The organism is Yaniella soli (assembly GCF_054782375.1).
The window spans coordinates 102,746-119,816 of the sequence record NZ_BAAGSP010000005.1 but is presented as its reverse complement, the minus strand read 5'-3'; the positions used below and the strand labels follow the sequence as shown (position 1 = coordinate 119,816).

At 56.6% G+C, this 17,071-nt stretch carries 15 protein-coding genes; 11 read left to right on the top strand and 4 right to left on the bottom strand.

The genetic code is table 11. The features are described 5' to 3' along the window. Positions 1-87: 87 nt before the first annotated feature. A complete protein-coding gene (locus ACYVJT_RS04205; protein WP_425579849.1) occupies positions 88-3,846 on the bottom strand; it encodes a multifunctional oxoglutarate decarboxylase/oxoglutarate dehydrogenase thiamine pyrophosphate-binding subunit/dihydrolipoyllysine-residue succinyltransferase subunit in 3,759 nt (1,252 codons plus the stop codon). A gap of 330 nt (positions 3,847-4,176) precedes the next feature. Between ACYVJT_RS04205 and guaB1 the strand changes: the two genes are divergently transcribed. From guaB1 to ACYVJT_RS04175, 6 genes are all read left to right on the top strand, one after another. Continuing rightward, entirely contained in the window at positions 4,177-5,634 is a 1,458-nt protein-coding gene (guaB1, locus tag ACYVJT_RS04200; RefSeq protein WP_343956326.1) for a GMP reductase, read from the top strand. 167 nt (positions 5,635-5,801) lie between these two features. Further along, positions 5,802-7,145, top strand: a complete 1,344-nt coding sequence (locus ACYVJT_RS04195) for a hemolysin family protein (RefSeq protein WP_343956374.1) — start codon at positions 5,802-5,804, stop codon at positions 7,143-7,145. Continuing rightward, positions 7,142-8,236: a hemolysin family protein gene (locus tag ACYVJT_RS04190; protein ID WP_343956325.1), complete on the top strand. Its 1,095-nt coding sequence runs from the start codon at positions 7,142-7,144 to the stop codon at positions 8,234-8,236. Before ACYVJT_RS04195 ends, ACYVJT_RS04190 begins: the two co-directional genes overlap by 4 nt. A 119-nt stretch (positions 8,237-8,355) precedes the next feature. Then, a complete protein-coding gene (locus ACYVJT_RS04185; RefSeq protein WP_343956324.1) occupies positions 8,356-9,375 on the top strand; it encodes a metal ABC transporter substrate-binding protein in 1,020 nt (339 codons plus the stop codon). A 35-nt stretch (positions 9,376-9,410) separates the two neighbouring features. Further along, entirely contained in the window at positions 9,411-10,283 is an 873-nt protein-coding gene (locus tag ACYVJT_RS04180; protein ID WP_343956323.1) for an iron chelate uptake ABC transporter family permease subunit, read from the top strand. Next, positions 10,280-11,122 carry a metal ABC transporter ATP-binding protein gene (locus tag ACYVJT_RS04175; RefSeq protein WP_343956322.1) on the top strand — a complete coding sequence of 281 codons (843 nt, stop codon included), beginning with the start codon at positions 10,280-10,282 and terminating at the stop codon, positions 11,120-11,122. The genes ACYVJT_RS04180 and ACYVJT_RS04175 overlap by 4 nt, the downstream gene beginning before the upstream one ends. Here the strand turns inward: ACYVJT_RS04175 and ACYVJT_RS04170 are convergent. The 3 genes from ACYVJT_RS04170 to cmtR all read right to left on the bottom strand — a co-directional run bounded on the left by ACYVJT_RS04170 (position 11,107) and on the right by cmtR (position 12,720). Further along, entirely contained in the window at positions 11,107-11,526 is a 420-nt protein-coding gene (locus ACYVJT_RS04170; RefSeq protein WP_343956321.1) for a Fur family transcriptional regulator, read from the bottom strand. The two genes, ACYVJT_RS04175 and ACYVJT_RS04170, sit on opposite strands and share 16 nt — an antisense overlap. Positions 11,527-11,758: 232 nt before the next feature. Beyond that, complete coding sequence (locus ACYVJT_RS04165; RefSeq protein ID WP_343956320.1) at positions 11,759-12,361, bottom strand: cadmium resistance transporter; 603 nt, start codon at positions 12,359-12,361, stop codon at positions 11,759-11,761. Further along, on the bottom strand, positions 12,358-12,720 hold the full coding sequence (gene cmtR / locus ACYVJT_RS04160; protein WP_343956319.1) for a Cd(II)/Pb(II)-sensing metalloregulatory transcriptional regulator CmtR: 363 nt from the start codon (positions 12,718-12,720) through the stop codon (positions 12,358-12,360). The genes ACYVJT_RS04165 and cmtR overlap by 4 nt, the downstream gene beginning before the upstream one ends. Positions 12,721-12,978: 258 nt before the next feature. Between cmtR and ACYVJT_RS04155 the strand changes: the two genes are divergently transcribed. The 5 genes from ACYVJT_RS04155 (at position 12,979) to ACYVJT_RS04135 (ending at position 17,059) form a co-directional block, all read left to right on the top strand. After that, positions 12,979-13,584, top strand: coding sequence for a recombinase family protein (locus tag ACYVJT_RS04155; protein ID WP_343956318.1), 606 nt, complete (start codon positions 12,979-12,981; stop codon positions 13,582-13,584). A 44-nt stretch (positions 13,585-13,628) separates the two neighbouring features. Beyond that, entirely contained in the window at positions 13,629-14,699 is a 1,071-nt protein-coding gene (locus ACYVJT_RS04150) for a TnsB C-terminal domain-containing protein (RefSeq protein WP_343956373.1), read from the top strand. Continuing rightward, a complete protein-coding gene (locus tag ACYVJT_RS04145; protein WP_343956316.1) occupies positions 14,651-15,079 on the top strand; it encodes a Mu transposase C-terminal domain-containing protein in 429 nt (142 codons plus the stop codon). The genes ACYVJT_RS04150 and ACYVJT_RS04145 overlap by 49 nt, the downstream gene beginning before the upstream one ends. Then, positions 15,079-15,891 carry an AAA family ATPase gene (locus tag ACYVJT_RS04140; RefSeq protein ID WP_343956315.1) on the top strand — a complete coding sequence of 271 codons (813 nt, stop codon included), beginning with the start codon at positions 15,079-15,081 and terminating at the stop codon, positions 15,889-15,891. The genes ACYVJT_RS04145 and ACYVJT_RS04140 overlap by 1 nt, the downstream gene beginning before the upstream one ends. Before the next feature lie 181 nt (positions 15,892-16,072). Further along, positions 16,073-17,059, top strand: a complete 987-nt coding sequence (locus tag ACYVJT_RS04135; protein ID WP_343956314.1) for a sulfurtransferase — start codon at positions 16,073-16,075, stop codon at positions 17,057-17,059. Positions 17,060-17,071: the final 12 nt, after the last annotated feature.

Below are 17,071 nucleotides of genomic sequence, written 5' to 3'. Positions count from 1 at the left end.
CTTCTCGCGGTGAAAACTGTGGTTAAACGCCTGTTGCGGCCCAAAAAAGCTGGACCGCAACGGGCGATGTTTCACGTTGTGGGCGGTCTAGGCGCCGAAGATGTCCTGTAGCAGTGTTTCTTGCTCGTCGTCGTGGCGTGGCTTATTGCCCGCCGACGGTGAGGCAGCCGCGGGGCGGCTGATGAGTTGGACATCGCGTTCCAGCTGGGGCAACAGGTTCTGCAGCATGAATGGCCAAGGTCCTTGGTTTTCTGGTTCGTCTTGAACCCATGAAACCGTAGCATTTGGATACTTGGACAGTTGCGCCTTGATTTCTTCGACTGGCAGCGGGTAGAGCTGTTCGACACGAATGATGGCGACTTCAGATTCCATCTCAAGCTTCTTGCGTCGGTCGGCTATGTCATAGTAAACGCGGCCGGAGACCATGATAACCTGCTTTGCTGAGTCTGCTGCGCTGTGGTCTGGAACAACCGGCATGAAGCGTCCGCGGGTGAAGTCTTCCACCTGGGATGCCGCAGCGCGCAGGCGAAGCAGCTGTTTAGGGCTGAACACGATGAGCGGTCGACGTGGTGTCGAGTACGCGTGTTCGCGCAACAAGTGGAAGTGGTTTGCGCCGTATGAGGGTTGAACCACGCGCATGTTTTCCTCTGCAGACAACTGCAAGAACCGCTCGATGCGTGCCGATGAGTGGTCTGGTCCTTGGCCTTCGTACCCGTGCGGCAAGAGCAGCACGATGGAGGAGTGCTGGTTCCATTTCTGGGCGGATGACGAGATGAACTCGTCGATGACCGTTTGTGCACCGTTGACGAAGTCGCCGAATTGGGCTTCCCATAGCACGAGTGCTTCGGGGCGTTCTACGGAGTAACCGTATTCGAAACCGACTGCGGCATATTCGGACAACAGCGAGTTGTAGATCCAGAACTTCGACTGGTCATTTGTCAGGGAAGCCAGTGGTGTCCACTCATCATTGGTCTCTCGATCATAGAACACGGCATGACGCTGGACGAAAGTTCCGCGACGGGAATCTTGACCGGATAACCGGACCGGCACCCCTTCCATCATCAAAGACCCGAAGGCTGCGAGCTCTGCAAAGCCCCAGTCGATGCCCCCGTCGACGGCCATCTTGTTGCGGCGCTCTAACAGTGCAAGCAGTTTCGGATGGACATTGAAGTCTTCTGGGATTTCCGCGTGGACTTCACCAACACGGCGCAGCATCTCATCGGAAATTGCTGTTGATTCAGGCGTATACGTTTGGGATGGATCCTCAATGCCGTGGGCTGAACCCAATATTGGGATCGGTGAGGTTTCGGCTTCCCCGATTTCAGCGAATGCGGCTTCCAGTCGATTCTTATAGTCGGTGGCAGCCTGGTCTGCTTCTTCTCGGGTGATATCGCCACGACCGACCAGCGAGTCGACGTAGAGACGACGGGTCGAGGTCTTATTGGAGATCAGGTTGTACATGCCAGGCTGGGTCATTGATGGATCGTCACCTTCGTTGTGGCCGCGACGGCGGTAGGTGATGAGATCGATGACGACATCGCGGTGGAAGCGCTGACGGTACTCGTAGGCCAGTTGGGCAGCCTGGACCACGGCTTCTGGGTCATCGCCATTAACATGGAAGACTGGGGCCTGAATTGAGCGGGCCACATCGGTTGCATATGTGGATGAGCGTGATTGCGATGGTGGGGTGGTGAAACCAACTTGGTTGTTGATGACTACATGCACGGTGCCACCAGTGCGGTAGCCGCGTAGCTGGGACATCTGCATGGTTTCAAAGACCACGCCCTGGCCTGCAAACGAGGCGTCACCATGCACCTGAATCGGTAGGACAGAGTATGATTTCGGCGAATCAGCCCCGTGGTCGTAACGGTCCTGTTTGGCGCGAACGATACCCTCAAGTACCGGATTGACGGCCTCGAGGTGTGATGGGTTGGCGGCAACAGAGACGGTGGTGGTGTTGCGATTATAGGACGTGAAAGTGCCTTCAGTTCCCAGGTGGTATTTCACGTCACCGGAACCTTGGGCAACGTCGGAATCTGCGTCACCGACGAATTCCCGGAATACTTGAGTGAAGGTCTTGCCTGCAATGTTGGTCAAGACGTTGAGACGTCCGCGGTGCGCCATGCCGATGGCGACTTCATCGAGGCCTTCGTCTGCTGCGCCAGACAGGATGGCGTCCAATAGCGCGATCAGCGATTCAGAGCCTTCCAGCGAGAATCGCTTCTGACCAACGAACTTGGTTTGTAAGAACGTTTCGAACGCTTCGGCAGCATTGAGTCGGCCCAAGATGCGAAGTTGTTCTTCACGATTGGGTTTTTCGAACGGGTGCTCAAGCTTGTCTTGGAACCAGGCGCGCTGCTCAGGCTCATCAATGTGCATGTACTCGTAGCCCGAGTTGCGGGTGTATGCGTCACGCAGCACGCCCAATAGGTCGCGCAGCAACATGTGCGACTTGCCGCCGATGCCACCGGTTGGCCAGACGCGATCGAGATCCCACAGCGTCAATCCGTGTGAATCTAAATCGAGATCCGGGTGGGTGCGCATGCGATATTCGAGTGGATCAGTATCTGCGATTAAGTGTCCACGGACGCGATAGGAATGGATAAGCTGCTGAATACGAGCGGCTTTGCCAACTTCGTCTTCGGGATTGACCTGTACATCTGGTGCCCAACGAATGGGCTCGGTCGGAATACGCAGATTGACGAAGATCTCATCATAGAAATTATCTTCGCCCAACAACAGGTTGTGCACGGTGCGTAAGAACTCGCCGGAGCCGGCACCTTGGATCACACGGTGATCGTAGGTAGAGGTAACAGTCATGGTCTTGGAAACCGCAAGATCAGAAAGTACCTTTTGGGATGTGCCTTCGAATTCCGCGGAGTAGGTCAACGCGCCAACACCAATGATGGCGGCTTGTCCCTCAGAAAGGCGTGGTACCGAGTGCACGGTACCGATACCGCCCGGGTTGGTCAGTGACACCGTGGTACCCGAGTGGTCATCCATGGAAAGTTTGTTGTTGAGTGCACGATCGACGAGGTCGTCATACGCTTCCCAGAATTCGCGGAAGTTCATAGACTCGACGGCCTTGATGGATGGCTGCACCAGTGCGCGTTCACCCTTGGAGCCAGGCACGTCGATCGCTAAACCGAAGTTGATGTGGGCCGGGTTGATCTTGTACTTTTTACCGTCATCTTCGCGGTAAATCGCGTTCATCTCGGGGTGCTTGACGAGCGCACGAATGACGGCGTAGCCGATCAGGTGCGTAAAGGAAACACGCCCACCACGTGTGCGCTTGAGATGGTTGTTGATTGTGGTGCGGTTGTCCACGAGTGCCTTGACCGGCATATCGCGAACCGTAGTTGCCGTTGGCATGGACAGGGAGGCGTCCATGTTGGCTGCGATCGCCTGGGGCATACCGCGAAGCCGGACCCACTCATCTTCTTTTACCTGTTCGGTCTCGACTTGAGCGCGATCTTCACGTGCAGCAATGGAAGGTTCAGAGGTGATGGCCTCGGGTGCTGCCGCTGCGCGACGAACTTTCGGTTTTGGCGGTTGTTTGGATTCTGCCGCAGGTGTTGCCGACTCAGTCTTCGCCGATTTTTTGGGTGTGGCGGCTGCCGATTGGGCAGGCTGTGAGTTTTTGGACTGAGCGGGTGCGGCGGTCTGGGCTGGGGCTGCTTTCTCAGGGGTGTCCGAGGTATTAGCAGCTTCTAAGCGGGCGAAAATTTCGGCCCATTTCTCATCCACAGAAGACTTATCCGCCTTGTACTTTTCGTAGATATCCGCAACAAGCCATTCATTGCCGGGAAATTCCTCGGAGAGCTGGGCGGACGTAAGTTCTGGCACGGTGAAGGCCTCTTCCGTAAGTTCTTGTGTTCTGTGCATACACGTGGCGAGGCTCGAAACGCCGGGCACGACGAAACTCGCCGTCGGGGGCTGTCGATGGTGTCCCGGTACTGAGCCTGAGCGAGCGTGCATCACTCAATGCTCCCATCAACAGCAACTGGACCCATCATAATGATAAAGTTTGGCAAATTGCCACAAAACACATTCGATTGCGTAGAGATCGGCTGCGCGCAAAATAGTGCGCTGATAATTGTGACACAAAATACGCTCTTCGCGTTTCATGGAGGGACAACTGCTGCTGCAGTGGACAAAAGCTGGCATGATAGAACCATGCGTTTTCTCAATCCTGTCACCACAGATTTGACGTACTCAGATGTTTTTCTGGTGCCGTCTTTTTCTCAGATCAGTTCCCGTATGGATGTTGATATATCCTCGACGGATGGTACGGGCACAACGATCCCGATCGTGTCTTCGAATATGAACGGTGTCACCGGCCGTCGCATGGTGGAAACGATCGCGCGCCGCGGTGGGATTGGCATCTTTCCGCAGGACACCCCGCTGCACCTTATGCAAGAGTCCATTGATTGGATCAAATCGCGGGACACATTATTTGAGACACCGTTATACGTGGGGCTCGACGATCGTGTCCTCGATGTGCGGCACCTGGCCGAAAAGCGGAACCATCCGGCTGTGTGCGTGGTTGATAACAATCGGTCGCTGTTGGGCATTGTGGACATCGCCGACACCGAAGGGATCGACCAATTTGCTTCGGTCCAATCACTGCTTCGCGAACCATTACTGACAGTTGCTGCATCCGAACTCAACGAACTGCCTGCTGACGCCCGTGATAAAGCCCTGCGCAGTCTCTACATGAAAATGCATGAAGCTCAGGTCAACTTCGCCCCGGTCGTAGAGGGCACCAGTCTCAAAGGCGCGCTCACACTCAATGGCGTGTTGCGGTCCACGATCTTTACCCCGGCCACTGACGACAAGAATCGGCTACGAGTCGGGGCCGCCGTGGGCGTCAATGCCGATGTTGCGGAACATGCTGAGGCATTGGTGGCCAGTGGCGTTGATGTACTGGTCGTTGATACAGCGCATGGTCACCAAGAGAAAATGCTGACAGCGCTACGCAGCCTGTCTGAACTTCGCGTCCCGATTGTTGCAGGCAACGTGGTCTCGGCCGATGGGGCACACGATCTCATCGAAGCCGGCGCGGATATCTTGAAAGTCGGCGTCGGCCCAGGGGCAATGTGTACCACCAGGATGATGACCGCAGTGGGACGGCCACAATTTTCTGCGGTGCACGAATGTGCGCAAGCTGCGGCAAGTCACGGGAAACATGTCTGGGCTGATGGTGGTATCAAGTATCCTCGCGACGTTGCACTCGCACTGGCCGCAGGTGCTTCTCAGGTCATGATCGGTTCCTGGTTCGCCGGGGTCATTGAATCCCCGGGAGACATGTTTATAGATCGTGATGGCCGCAAGTACAAGGAAAACTTTGGGATGGCCTCCGCGCGAGCCGTGTCCGCTCGGACACGGCAAGACGATGCGTTTGATCAAGCACGCAAGGCCTTTTTCGAAGAGGGTGTTTCAGGATCAAAAATGTACGTTGACCCGACCAATCCATCGGTTGAAGACCTGCTAGACGACATTACCGCTGGCGTGCGTTCATCGATGACCTATGCGGGTGCGACAACGCTCGAAGAATTTCATCAGCGTGCAGTCGTTGGCATCCAATCGGCCGCCGGATATGACGAAGGACGCCCGGTTGCTACCTCGTGGTAGCCAAGGGCCCTATAATAAACTTCATCATGGACAATGACAGACGTGCTCGACGCACGAACCTCAGAACGAATCGCCACGCTCCGGCGAATGAAATGGAGCCTCCGAGTCGCGCTGCATACGACGGTCTCCAGCCGCTAAGCCCCTGCTGGCTGGTGATCTAGATGGCAATGGAATGGTTCCTGCTCGCAGTCAGTATGTTGTTGATTTTGGGTAATGGGTTCTTCGTCGCCGTCGAGTTTTCGCTCATTTCCCTCGATGTGCCGACCGTGCAACGCATGGTAGACAACGGTGATAAAGGAGCAGAGCCGGTACTCAAGGCGCTCAAGTCGCTGTCCACGCAACTGTCGTCTTGTCAACTTGGCATTACGCTGACCGCCCTGCTGACAGGCTTTTTCCTGGAGCCGTCCCTGGGCCAATTGCTTGTGGTCCCGTTGCAAGCAGTGTTCAACGGTAATGAAGCGCTGATGTACTCAACATCGCTGACGATCGCCATGATTATTGGTACCGGCTTGTCGATGCTCATTGGTGAATTGGTGCCAAAAAACCTGTCGCTAGCCAAGGCTATGCCCGTGGCTCGGCTCCTCGCACGGCCCCAACTAGTATTTACCACGATCTTCCGATTCATCATTGCAGGCCTAAACAACTTCTCGAACTGGGTGTTGAGTCTCTTCGGGTTAGCAGCTCAAGAGGAGCTCTCTGGAGCGCGTACTCCCGAGGAATTGTCATCACTGGTACGGCGCTCTGCAGAAATGGGCACACTCGATGTCAAAACGGCAACGTTCGTGGACCGCACCCTGAAATTTTCGGCACGCACAGCGGCCGATGTCATGACGCCACGCATGGACATGGAAAAGATCGGTGCAGATCAAACGCTCGATAATGTTTTGTCGTTTGCACGCAGAACCGGTTTTTCTCGCTTTCCAGTGACCGAACGCCACGCTGACGACATTCACGGGATACTGCACATCAAAAAAGCGATTGCCGTACCAAAGTCAAAGCGCAGTACGTTGACGGCGGGCACGATCACCAGTGAGATGGCTCGTGTTCCGGAGTCCGTCACGCTCGACACCCTCATCACAGAACTCCGTGAAGCACCATTCCAAATGGCGTTGGTGGTGGATGAATACGGGGGGACAGCCGGCATCGTCACGCTTGAAGACCTCGTGGAAGAAATTGTCGGCGAGGTCGCAGATGAGCATGACCGGATTACACCGGGAGTGTTACAAAGCGCAGACGGCGGCTGGTTTTTCCCCGCGGTGTTGCGCCCTGACGAAATCATGTCCCAGGTAGAAGGCCTCAAGATTGATGAAGATGAAGCGTATGAAACCGTTGGTGGCTTCATCATGGCTGAACTTGGCCGCGTCGCTCACATCGGAGATGTCGTGTCTCTAAAGCACGGCGTGTTGGAGGTGCGGCGCGTTGATGGCCATCGCATTGAACGGGTGAAATACATTCCGGAACAAAGCCAAGCAGTTGAGACGACAGTGCCAGGACAGGAGGCGGAAGCATGAGCGAGCATATTCCGGGTCTTTTATGGCTCATTGTTCTGCTAGCGGGTAACGCCTTCTTCGTGGCCGGTGAATTTGCGGTGATGGGTGCACGGCGTTCCCAAATCGAACCGCGCGTCGAAGATGGCTCAAAACTTGCCAAACATGCCCTGTTTGCCATGGAACACGTCACCGATATTTTGGCAATCTGTCAGCTTGGCATCACGGTGTGTTCACTGTTGATCCTCAACGTCTCGGAACCTGCAATTGCGTATCTGCTGGGGGTCCCCTTAGAAATGGTTGGGCTCGATCCGGGCCTCGCCGGCACGATCGCGTTTATTCTCGCCCTGCTCGCGGTCACATTCCTGCACGTCACGGTCGGCGAGATGGTTCCCAAGAATGCGGCGGTCAGTATGGCAGACCGCGCCGTGATGTTGCTCGCGCCTCCGCTGGTGTTCTTGGAACGAGTGCTGCGACCGATCATTCGCCTGTTGAACTGGTCAGCGAATATCATTCTTCGATTGTTCAAAGTCGAGCCTCAACAAGAAGTCACCTCCACATACACGCTGGAAGAAGTCCAATCGATTGTTGAGGAATCACAACGCACCGGGCTGGTCGATGACCACACCGGAATTATTTCTGGTGCGCTGAGCTTTTCCGATGTCCCGGCAGAAGAGGTAATGGTACCGATCGCTGACATCGTCTCGATTCAATCAAGTGACACCCCGGAGCGATTTGACCAAGCAGTCCGAAAAACGGGTCTCTCGCGGCTTGTCGTCGAGGACGCCAGTGACGGCACGATCATCGGTTACCTGCACATTAAAGACCTCATGTCGATCCCAAGTGATCGTTATACCGCACCAATACCGGTCAACCGCGTGCGTTCAATGGTCAACATCACCGTCGATAAACACATCGACGACGCACTGACCGTGATGCAACGGATTGGTGTCCACATGGCGCGTGTGCAGGACGGCTCCGGTGCAACCGTCGGCGTACTGTTCTTAGAAGACGTCATTGAAGTGTTGGTCGGAGAAATACGAGATGTCACACAATCCCAGACCGTCACCATTCGTCAACGCATGGGTAAAGCCGGCGGTGCGGCTGCTTCGTAGTAGTCAATTCCAGGCACCGGACACCCCTTTATTGCTAATGCGAACGATTTGCATTAATATCGGATGATGAATCATGGACCTTTGGAGTCCCTGGCCTCGTCAACGTTCGAAGGATCACTATGCTTACTCACCGGAGCCGCACGCTCGCTATAGCGGGAACAATTTCGGGTTGTGGACTCTTGTTCGCGGCCTGCACCACCGATGGCAGCGGCGACGCAAACAACTCCGATCCCACGGCAGCAGTTGTTGCTACCACGACGCAGGTGGGCTCTATCGCCGAACAAATTACCCAGTGTGCCGGGGGAGAAACACAAATCCTGATGAGCGCCGGCGATGATCCCCACCAATTCGAAGCCTCCAGTGCACAGATTGCCGATATGGTGACCGCCGATCTGGTGTTGATCAATGGGTTGGGGTTGGAAGCATCGATGCAGCGGTCCATTGAGAACGCCGAGTCCGATGGAGCCGAGGTCTTTGAAGTGGCACCACAACTGGATCCGCTGCCCCTGGGCGACGACCATGATCATGAACACGATCATGGCGAAAGCGAGGAATCACACGATCACGCCGGGCATGAACATGATCACGGTGAGGACGAAGAGTCTCATGAACATGGCAGCTATGATTCCCATGTTTGGTTGGATGTTGCGCGCATGGCCGATGGCGCGGAATTAATCGGTGAAAGGATTGCTGAAACCAGTGGGGATGACACCTACGTTTCGTGTGGTGCCGACGTGGCCGAGTCGTTACGCGAAACCGATGCTGAGATTGAAGATATTCTCGGCGAAATGGACTCGCCCCGACTCGTGACGGATCATGCTGCGTACGGGTATTTTGCTGACCGCTACGGTATCGAAATCAGCGGCGTCGTGATTCCCGGTGGTTCAACAGATGGCGAACCCTCCTCACAAGATCTGGCTTCCTTGACCAGCCTGCTCGACGATGAAGGTGCAGATGCCCTTGTCACCTCAAAAGCCAATACCAACCGTATGATTAGTGCTTTAGCACAGGAAACCGAACAAGATATTCCCGTCGTGGAGCTCTACGAAAGTGCGATCGGGGAGCCTGGATCAGATGCCGAAACATATCAGGGCGCGATGCTGTACAACGCCAATGCGCTGGCAGAAGCCGTAAACTAACCGTGCAAAACGACCAAGTGAAAGGTAACCGCTAAGTGGACTTGTACAACTGGCTGGTTGAACCATTCCAAGCAGGTTTCCAAATACGGGCTCTGCTGGGTGGACTCTTGGCCGCCCTCATGTCGAGTTTCGTCGGCGTGTGGCTTGTTTTGCGGGGCATGAGTTTCTTTGGTGACGCCTTCGTTCACGGCGTGGTCCCAGGTATAGCTGCGGCCGTGCTGTTCGATTTCTCACCATTTTTGGGCGCAGGCCTGGCAGCACTCGTCATGGTGAGCTTGCTCGAGTTGATTCACCGAACGACAACGCTGAAGGAAGACACCGCTATCGGACTGCTGTTTGTGGGCATGATGGCACTCGGCGTGGTGCTGATCTCTCGTGCGGATAGCTTTCAGGGGTCATTGACCGCCATCCTCTTTGGTGACGCCTTGGGTGTGACGTGGGGAGACATCCGGACACAGGTCATGTTTGTCATTGGTGTGGGTCTGTTGTCTCTGTTGCTGTATCGACCGTTGATGGCGCTGTCCTTTTCGCCCGATAAAGCACATGCCTTGGGGATGCGCCCTCAGCTCACGCACTGGCTGTTGCTGTTGATGATTGCAGCGGCCGTGATTGGTTCGTTCCAAGCCGTAGGTACGTTATTGGTCCTCGGTCTGCTGATTGGACCTGCCGCAACGGCAGCCTTACTGACGCGCACGGTACCGCATATGATTAGTGCATCACTCGTCATTGGTGTGGTCTCTGTTACGGTTGGGTTGATTCTCAGCTACCATTTAGGAACTGCTGCCGGCGCGTCGATGGCGCTCGTCGCCATCGTCGGTTTCTTCCTGGTGCTTACCATTCAAGAAGTGACAAAGACGCTGCGCCGACGCCAACGTAGCGCAATACCAGCTGAGCAAGGAGTCTCATGAGTCTCGTCGAAGCCCAAAATATTGTGTTGTACCGTGGTGCTCACCTTGCGGTCGGCGCATCGAGTTTTACGATCCCACGCGGCAAGATTACTGCGGTGATCGGGCCCAATGGGTCCGGTAAAACCACCGTGCTACAAGCCATCGCGGGAATTCTGTCCCCCAGTGCCGGCCAGATCATGGTGCTGGGTGAACCCGTCAAAGACGTCAAACACGACATCTCGTTTGTGATGCAATCCGTTGTGTTTCCGACCGGGACGCCGATTACGGTCAAAGACGTGGTGAGTATGGGGCGCTATGCCCAGCGTGGCTGGTTCGGTATGTTTCGTGCACAGGATCGTGCGGCAATCAACTATGCGATGCAGACGATGAATATTACTGACCTCAAGAGTCGACACCTCGAAGAACTCTCTGGCGGGCAACGTCAGCGTGTCTATGTAGCCCAGGGGATTGCCCAGGGCCATGAGATTTTGGTGCTTGATGAACCGATGACCGGGCTGGACCTGAAATCCCGACGGATCATCGATGAGGTGATCCACGCAGAAGTTGAAGAACACGGTCACTCGGTGGTTTTGACCACGCACGATCTCGATGAAGCTGCTGCGGCAGACCACGTGATTCTCATGGATGGGAAAGTGGTCGCCTCTGGTTCGCCAGAAGAGGTTTTGACCCGAGTAAACCTTGAACAAGCCTATGGTTTGGGCAGCTTGCACGAACCGGCCGATGTGAATGGCACAACCGTGGTGGAATTACCCGAATGCACCACTGATGGCGATGCTGACGATTGGGACGAACAACCGGCCGCGTACGGTGGACGTTCCGGGCGTTATGACGCGTTTTGAGCACACTGCGGGCACAGCCCGTAAACTTCCATGGTGTGGTTGACGTCGATATAACCGAAATCGGTAGCGACGTTATCTGCCCATTGCTCGATCTTGGGAGCTTCGATCTCTTGGGTCGCTCGGCAGTTACGGCACACCAGATGATGATGGTGACCCGTTGCAGCACATTTCCGAAACAGGGTCTGACCATCGTCGAGAGCCAAAATGTCGACCACACCGTCTTCAACCTGAGACTGTAATACCCGGTACACGGTGGCCAGCGAGACTGAACGACCAGTGTCGGCTACCGACTGGTGGACTTGCTGAGCCGACTGGAAATCGGCACTACCGTCCAAAATTTCATCAATGGCCTGTTTTTGCCACGTGTTGCGTGTGCGCGGCCGGGACGATGAAGTTGACGACACTGTGGATTGCTCTCCTTCAGACGTGGTGAACTCGGCCTATAGTGTAACAAGGATCTGCGACAGACCGAAGAGTTCGGTAGTGGATACGCTAACTGTGACTGTTAACTTCATTTGGCGGTTTTTGCAGGTTCGTTTGGCGGTCTTCGTCGTGTCGCTTGCCGGTCCGAGAGAATGGGAATGACTGGCCTGAAGCATGTTAGCCACTCAGGATATTCCGTGGTGTGGCCGTTGCTTACAGTCCGAAGGCTCCGCCGCTGACGAGGATGACGATACCTAGGCCGATGAGGACGGCCGGAAAGAGAATATGTTCCCACCGTTCCAGGGCTTCTGCAATGGGTTTTCTGGAGCTAATCCACTTGGCCAGGAATACGAGAGCGGCAACGAGCAATAAGAAGACGATGCAGTAGGCCAGCACTGCGCTCCAGCTGACGCTGACGAACACTGGCACATAAACACCGATGTTGTCGCCACCGTTGGCGAAGGTCACTGCCGCGACGATCCAGACCGAGACACGTTTGCCTTCGATTTGTGCTTCGTCATCGTCGTCTTGGCCGCGATTGCGCCAGGCCTGCCATGCTGCCCAGAGTCCGAGCCCCAGGGGGATCAGACCGAAGTACGGCAGTATGGCTTCAGGCAGGAGCACTTGGGCACCAAAGGCTGCTGCTACCGCAGCGCCTAAAATGCCCAGGAATCCTAGATATTGTCCCGCCAGGATGCGGCGAGTGGTGCCTGGTTGTCCCTGGCCTCGCCCGAAGAACAGCGACAGGATGACGATGTCATCAATGTTGGTGACGATAAACAGCCCGATCGCCTGCAGGATGGAGGAGACGATCACGCGCTGAACTCCTCGTCGCCAGCACATCCGGTAACAGTGCAGACCGGATCAATGCAGGGGGCAGCTTCGTCAACGGCCAGGGTCGTGTCCACCAACGCTGTCAGTGCCTGAGCCAAGTGTGGGTCTGCGATCTCATAGCGGGTTTGGCGTCCCTGATGCTGTCCGACCACAATGCCACAGTCGCGCAAACAGGCCAGATGGTTGGATACATTGGAAGGGGTCAGCCCAAGATCGCGGGCAAGCACTGCCGGATATTCAGGCCCCTCCAACAGCGTCAACAGAATTCGGGACCGTGTCGGATCGGCCATGGCTCGACCCAACCGGTGCATCACATCTAAACGAACAGCATTAATCAGCATAGGCTGAACTATACAGCGGATACTGAACTAGCGCTCTCCGAATTTCCCAATGTTGCATTATCGGTCGCAGCTGGGCGATGGGGACGAGCGGTGCCGGGCATCAGGCGTAGCGTCTTGCAGCGGATGGCTTGCAAGACGTCTCGCCCAAAGTTTTGAGGCTCACACGAATTCAAGCATTTGGGTGTCTTGCAGCTCTGTCTTGCAACGAAAGTCTAGAATGGTGTCAACAACGTGGGTTGTAAGACAGTGTGAGGTGGCATGAATAAACTTATTGGGTATGCGCGGGTGTCGACTCGTGGCCAGCAGGCCGATCGGCAAATCGAGGACTTAGTGGCCGCTGGTGTTCGGCGCGATGACCTGTATGTCGATCATGGCGTCTCTGGGGCTCGAACCTCCCGTCCAGGCTTCGATCAAGCTCTCGCAGCACTACAGTCCGGTGACACGTTGGTGATTGCCACGTTGGACCGGTTGGGCCGGTCCACCCAGAGCATGCTGACTTTCGCTCAGCAGCTGCGGGAGCGGGGTGCGGGGTTGCGGGTGCTCAATCTGGGCGGTGGAGATGTGGATACCTCCACGCCAATGGGGTCGATGGTGTTCACGGTGATGGCCGCGTTGGCGCAGATGGAATTGGATATCAAGCGTGAACGGATCACCGATTCGGTGGCCAAGCGCCGAGCCGCTGGCAAAGATCTGGGCGGCCGACGCCGCGCCTTTACCGACAGTCAGATCCGTAGCGCGATGAAACTCATTGACGCCGGGGAGCCAGCTACCCAGGTGGCCCGTGATTTTGGCATGTCCCGAGCTACCCTGTACCGGCGTATCCAACAGCTCTCCGTCGGCGACAGCCAAGTATTAGCCGAGTAAACTGGCCTCATAGCGGCCCACATATCGACAAGGACGTCGTGGCTATGGCCAGAGACCAGCGTTTCTCGACTGCAGGCGAGACCGCCGTGCGCGAGCATACGGCCAAGTTCCGGTGGCATGTTCTGCGGCGACACGTTGAAGATGGCACTCCGTTGACGCAACTGGCCGGTCTTGAAGGCATCGGGGTGCGGACGTTACAGCGCTGGCTAGCGGCTTACCGACGGGATGGTGTTGCCGGATTGCTGCCGGTTGTACCGAAACGTGCACGCCGCACGCATCCGGAACTGCAGACGTTGATCGAGGGGCTGGCCTTGAGCAAACCCAAACTGTCGACCGCTGCGATCACTCGCAAAGCACAGGCGAAAGCGACCCAGCGAGGCTGGCCGATGGTCTCGTACAGCACCGTGCGCGCCATCGTCACCGCGCTGGATCCGGGTATGGTCACGCTGGCTCACCAGGGGTCGGCGGCTTACCGGGACAACTACGAGATGATCTGGCGGCACCGGGCCGAGCAGCCCAACGCGACTTGGCAGGCCGATCACACCGAACTCAACATTGTCATCCTGGATACCAATCAGCAACCCGTCCGGCCCTGGATGACCGGAATCCTGGATGATCACTCCCGGGCCGTGTGTGGCTACATGGTCTTTCTCGGAGCACCATCAGCGATGAACACCGCCTTGGCCTTGCGTCATGGGATCTGGCCAAAGAACGATCCCGACTGGCCGATGTGTGGGGTCCCAGATCGGCTCTATGTCGATCATGGTCCAGATTTCACGAGCGACCATCTGGCACAAACGGCCAAGGACGTGCGTTTCGAAATCATCTACTCCACGGTGGCCAGACCCCAGGGCCGGGGGAAGAGCGAGCGGCTCTTCGGCACCATCAACACCGAGCTGCTGGCCGACTTGCCCGGCCACCTCAGCCAGGACCAGCGGCACCCGAAGCCAGTGTTGACCCTGCCGGAACTCGATGCAGCGATCGGGTCGTTCATCGCCGAGACCTATCACCAACGCGAACACCCAGAAATTGACGCTACCCCGAGACCTGGATCGGTGATGGGTGGTTGCCACGACTGCCGGAAAGTATCGATGACCTCAACCTGCTGCTGCTGACCGTGGCCAAACCCCGGATCGTGCACCGCGACGGTATCCACTTCCAAGGTTTGCGCTATGTCTCGCCCCTGCTGGCTGCTTATGTCAAAGAACCGGTGGTGATCCGCTGCGATCCTCGCGATATTTCCGAGATTCGGGTCTTCCATAAAGGCCAATACATCTGCAAAGCCGTCAACCCTGAGCACGCTTCGGCCACGGTCAGTCTCAAAGATATCCAAGCGGCACGCTCCGCCCGGCGACGCCAACTGCGTGGCCAGATCAATGAGCGCATCACCGTGGTCACCTCGTCCCAGCCCACCCCACCGTCCGTGTCTGGGTCACCGCCAGAAGAACCTGGGTGGAAGAAACCGAAACTTCGCACATATCTGGAGGATGACTGATGGCACCGCAGCGATTCGTCGTCACGAAACAACACCGCAGATTCGTGGAATTTGCTGACGCCGTGCGCCGACAACGCACCATCGGCATCTGTTACGGACAAGCAGGAACCGGCAAAACACTGTCCGCACGCCGCTATGCCAACTGGCATAAAGCCGAAGCCCTGCTGCAGGAATGGGGCCCCAGAGACGACTCAGACTATAAGGTCTACGCTGCCCTGGCCCAGAAACGTACCGTGTTCTTCACCCCCGAAGTGCTGTCCACTCCGCGGCAATTCAAAGATGACCTCGCCCACATCACTGCTCGTGTCTCAATCTGCATTGACCAGCATCTCGAAACCCTCGGCAAACTCACCGGGCCACCCAAAATGCGTACTAAAAATATTGACCTGATTATCATCGATGAATCCGAACGCCTGCGTCCCAGCGCTATCGAATACCTCCGAGATCGCTACGACCGCACCAATACCGGGCTGATCCTGATTGGTATGCCCGGCATCGAAAAACAGTTCAGCCGCTACCCCCAGCTCTACAGCCGGGTCGGCTTCGCCCACGAATACCGCCCCCTGGCCGAGGAAGAACTGCGCTTTGTCCTGGAACGACGCTGGCGCAAACTCGGTCAAACCCTTGACCCCGAGGACTACACCGACGCCCAAGCCATCGCCGCGATCGCCCGCATCACCCGGGGCAACTTCCGCCTCGTCGACAGACTCTTCACTCAAATGGAACGCATCATGAAGATCAACGAGTTGCACACCATCACCGACGACGTCGTTGAAGCAGCCCGATCAACTCTGGTGGTTGGCCTGACCTGAAGCCGCCAAATGAAGCTGCAAAATCCCGCCAAACGAAGTTAACAGTCACAACGCTAACCGTGCAATTATCCCAACACAAAGCTACAGTTGGGGATGTGAAAATTGCTCAACAGCTCGGCACAAGACGTGTCATACGACGAAAATCCTTGAACGGTGCCAATCTTGCTGGAGGAATTATTCAATGAATCGACCCGTAATTCTCAGTGTCGATGTGCTCGCTGCGTGGATGGGCATAGACCGTACGGATAACTCCTTGCCGGATCACAGCACCGTTGAGGTTCGCACCCGGATGTTGTCGAATCAGTTATCGGAGCAGCCCGAGGGGTTCGCAGCGCCCACACCGATGCCGGCACGCGGGAAGCTCGTGATCTGGGATGTGCGCTGGTCTGCGACCGATCACAGTCAAAACCACGAAGCATACCGCCAAGGACACCTGCCCGGTGCCGTGTATGTGTCGATGACCAGTCACCTGGCCGGTCATGGCTCGCCCGCTATGGGACGTCATCCGCTGCCGGGCCCGGCAGAGTTTACCGAATCTGTGCGGATGCTGGGGCTCAACGACGACGACACCGTCGTGGTCTACGATGCAGTCGCTTCAGCTGCGGCCGCACGCGCCTGGTGGTTGCTGCGGTACGCGGGGATGCAAGAAGTCTATGTCCTGGACGGTGGACTGGAGGCCTGGCGCGCAGCAAATCTGCCGCTACAAGCCGGTGAAGTCCTCCCGCGCATCGGTTCCGCCTACCTGTCCTGGGGCAAAATGCCGGTGCTCGACACCGAAGACGTCGCGACGTTCGTACGATCGGACGGTGTCCTGCTGGACGCACGAGCCCCTGAGCGATACAGCGGGGAAGTTGAACCGCTTGACGCCGTTGCAGGACATATCCCGGGCGCCATCTCTGCTCCGGGATCAGCCCTGACCCAAGAAGCAGGCACCTTCTTGTCAGCACAGTCGCTGCGCGAGCACTTCGCGCAATTCGGCGCGACGAACGATGCTGCCGTGGCCGCTTATTGCGGCTCTGGGGTCACTGCTTCTAAAACGGTGCTGGCGCTTGCCTTAGCCGGTGTTGAGGCCGCACTGTATCCGGGGTCCTGGTCGGCCTGGTCTGCTACCCGTGGCATGCCCGTCGCCACAGGCGAAGACCCTGGTGAAATGCCAGACGACGCATAGCGCATCAGCCCT

Excerpts from the sequence above, each read along its gene's own strand:
- guaB1 (WP_343956326.1), top strand. The coding sequence starts at position 4,177 with ATGCGTTTTCTCAATCCTGTCACCACAGATTTGACGTACTCAGATGTT.
- ACYVJT_RS04195 (WP_343956374.1), top strand. The coding sequence starts at position 5,802 with ATGGAATGGTTCCTGCTCGCAGTCAGTATGTTGTTGATTTTGGGTAAT.
- ACYVJT_RS04190 (WP_343956325.1), top strand. The coding sequence starts at position 7,142 with ATGAGCGAGCATATTCCGGGTCTTTTATGGCTCATTGTTCTGCTAGCG.
- ACYVJT_RS04185 (WP_343956324.1), top strand. The coding sequence starts at position 8,356 with ATGCTTACTCACCGGAGCCGCACGCTCGCTATAGCGGGAACAATTTCG.
- ACYVJT_RS04175 (WP_343956322.1), top strand. The coding sequence starts at position 10,280 with ATGAGTCTCGTCGAAGCCCAAAATATTGTGTTGTACCGTGGTGCTCAC.
- cmtR (WP_343956319.1), bottom strand. The coding sequence starts at position 12,720 with ATGCTGATTAATGCTGTTCGTTTAGATGTGATGCACCGGTTGGGTCGA.
- ACYVJT_RS04155 (WP_343956318.1), top strand. The coding sequence starts at position 12,979 with ATGAATAAACTTATTGGGTATGCGCGGGTGTCGACTCGTGGCCAGCAG.
- ACYVJT_RS04150 (WP_343956373.1), top strand. The coding sequence starts at position 13,629 with ATGGCCAGAGACCAGCGTTTCTCGACTGCAGGCGAGACCGCCGTGCGC.
- ACYVJT_RS04140 (WP_343956315.1), top strand. The coding sequence starts at position 15,079 with ATGGCACCGCAGCGATTCGTCGTCACGAAACAACACCGCAGATTCGTG.
- ACYVJT_RS04135 (WP_343956314.1), top strand. The coding sequence starts at position 16,073 with ATGAATCGACCCGTAATTCTCAGTGTCGATGTGCTCGCTGCGTGGATG.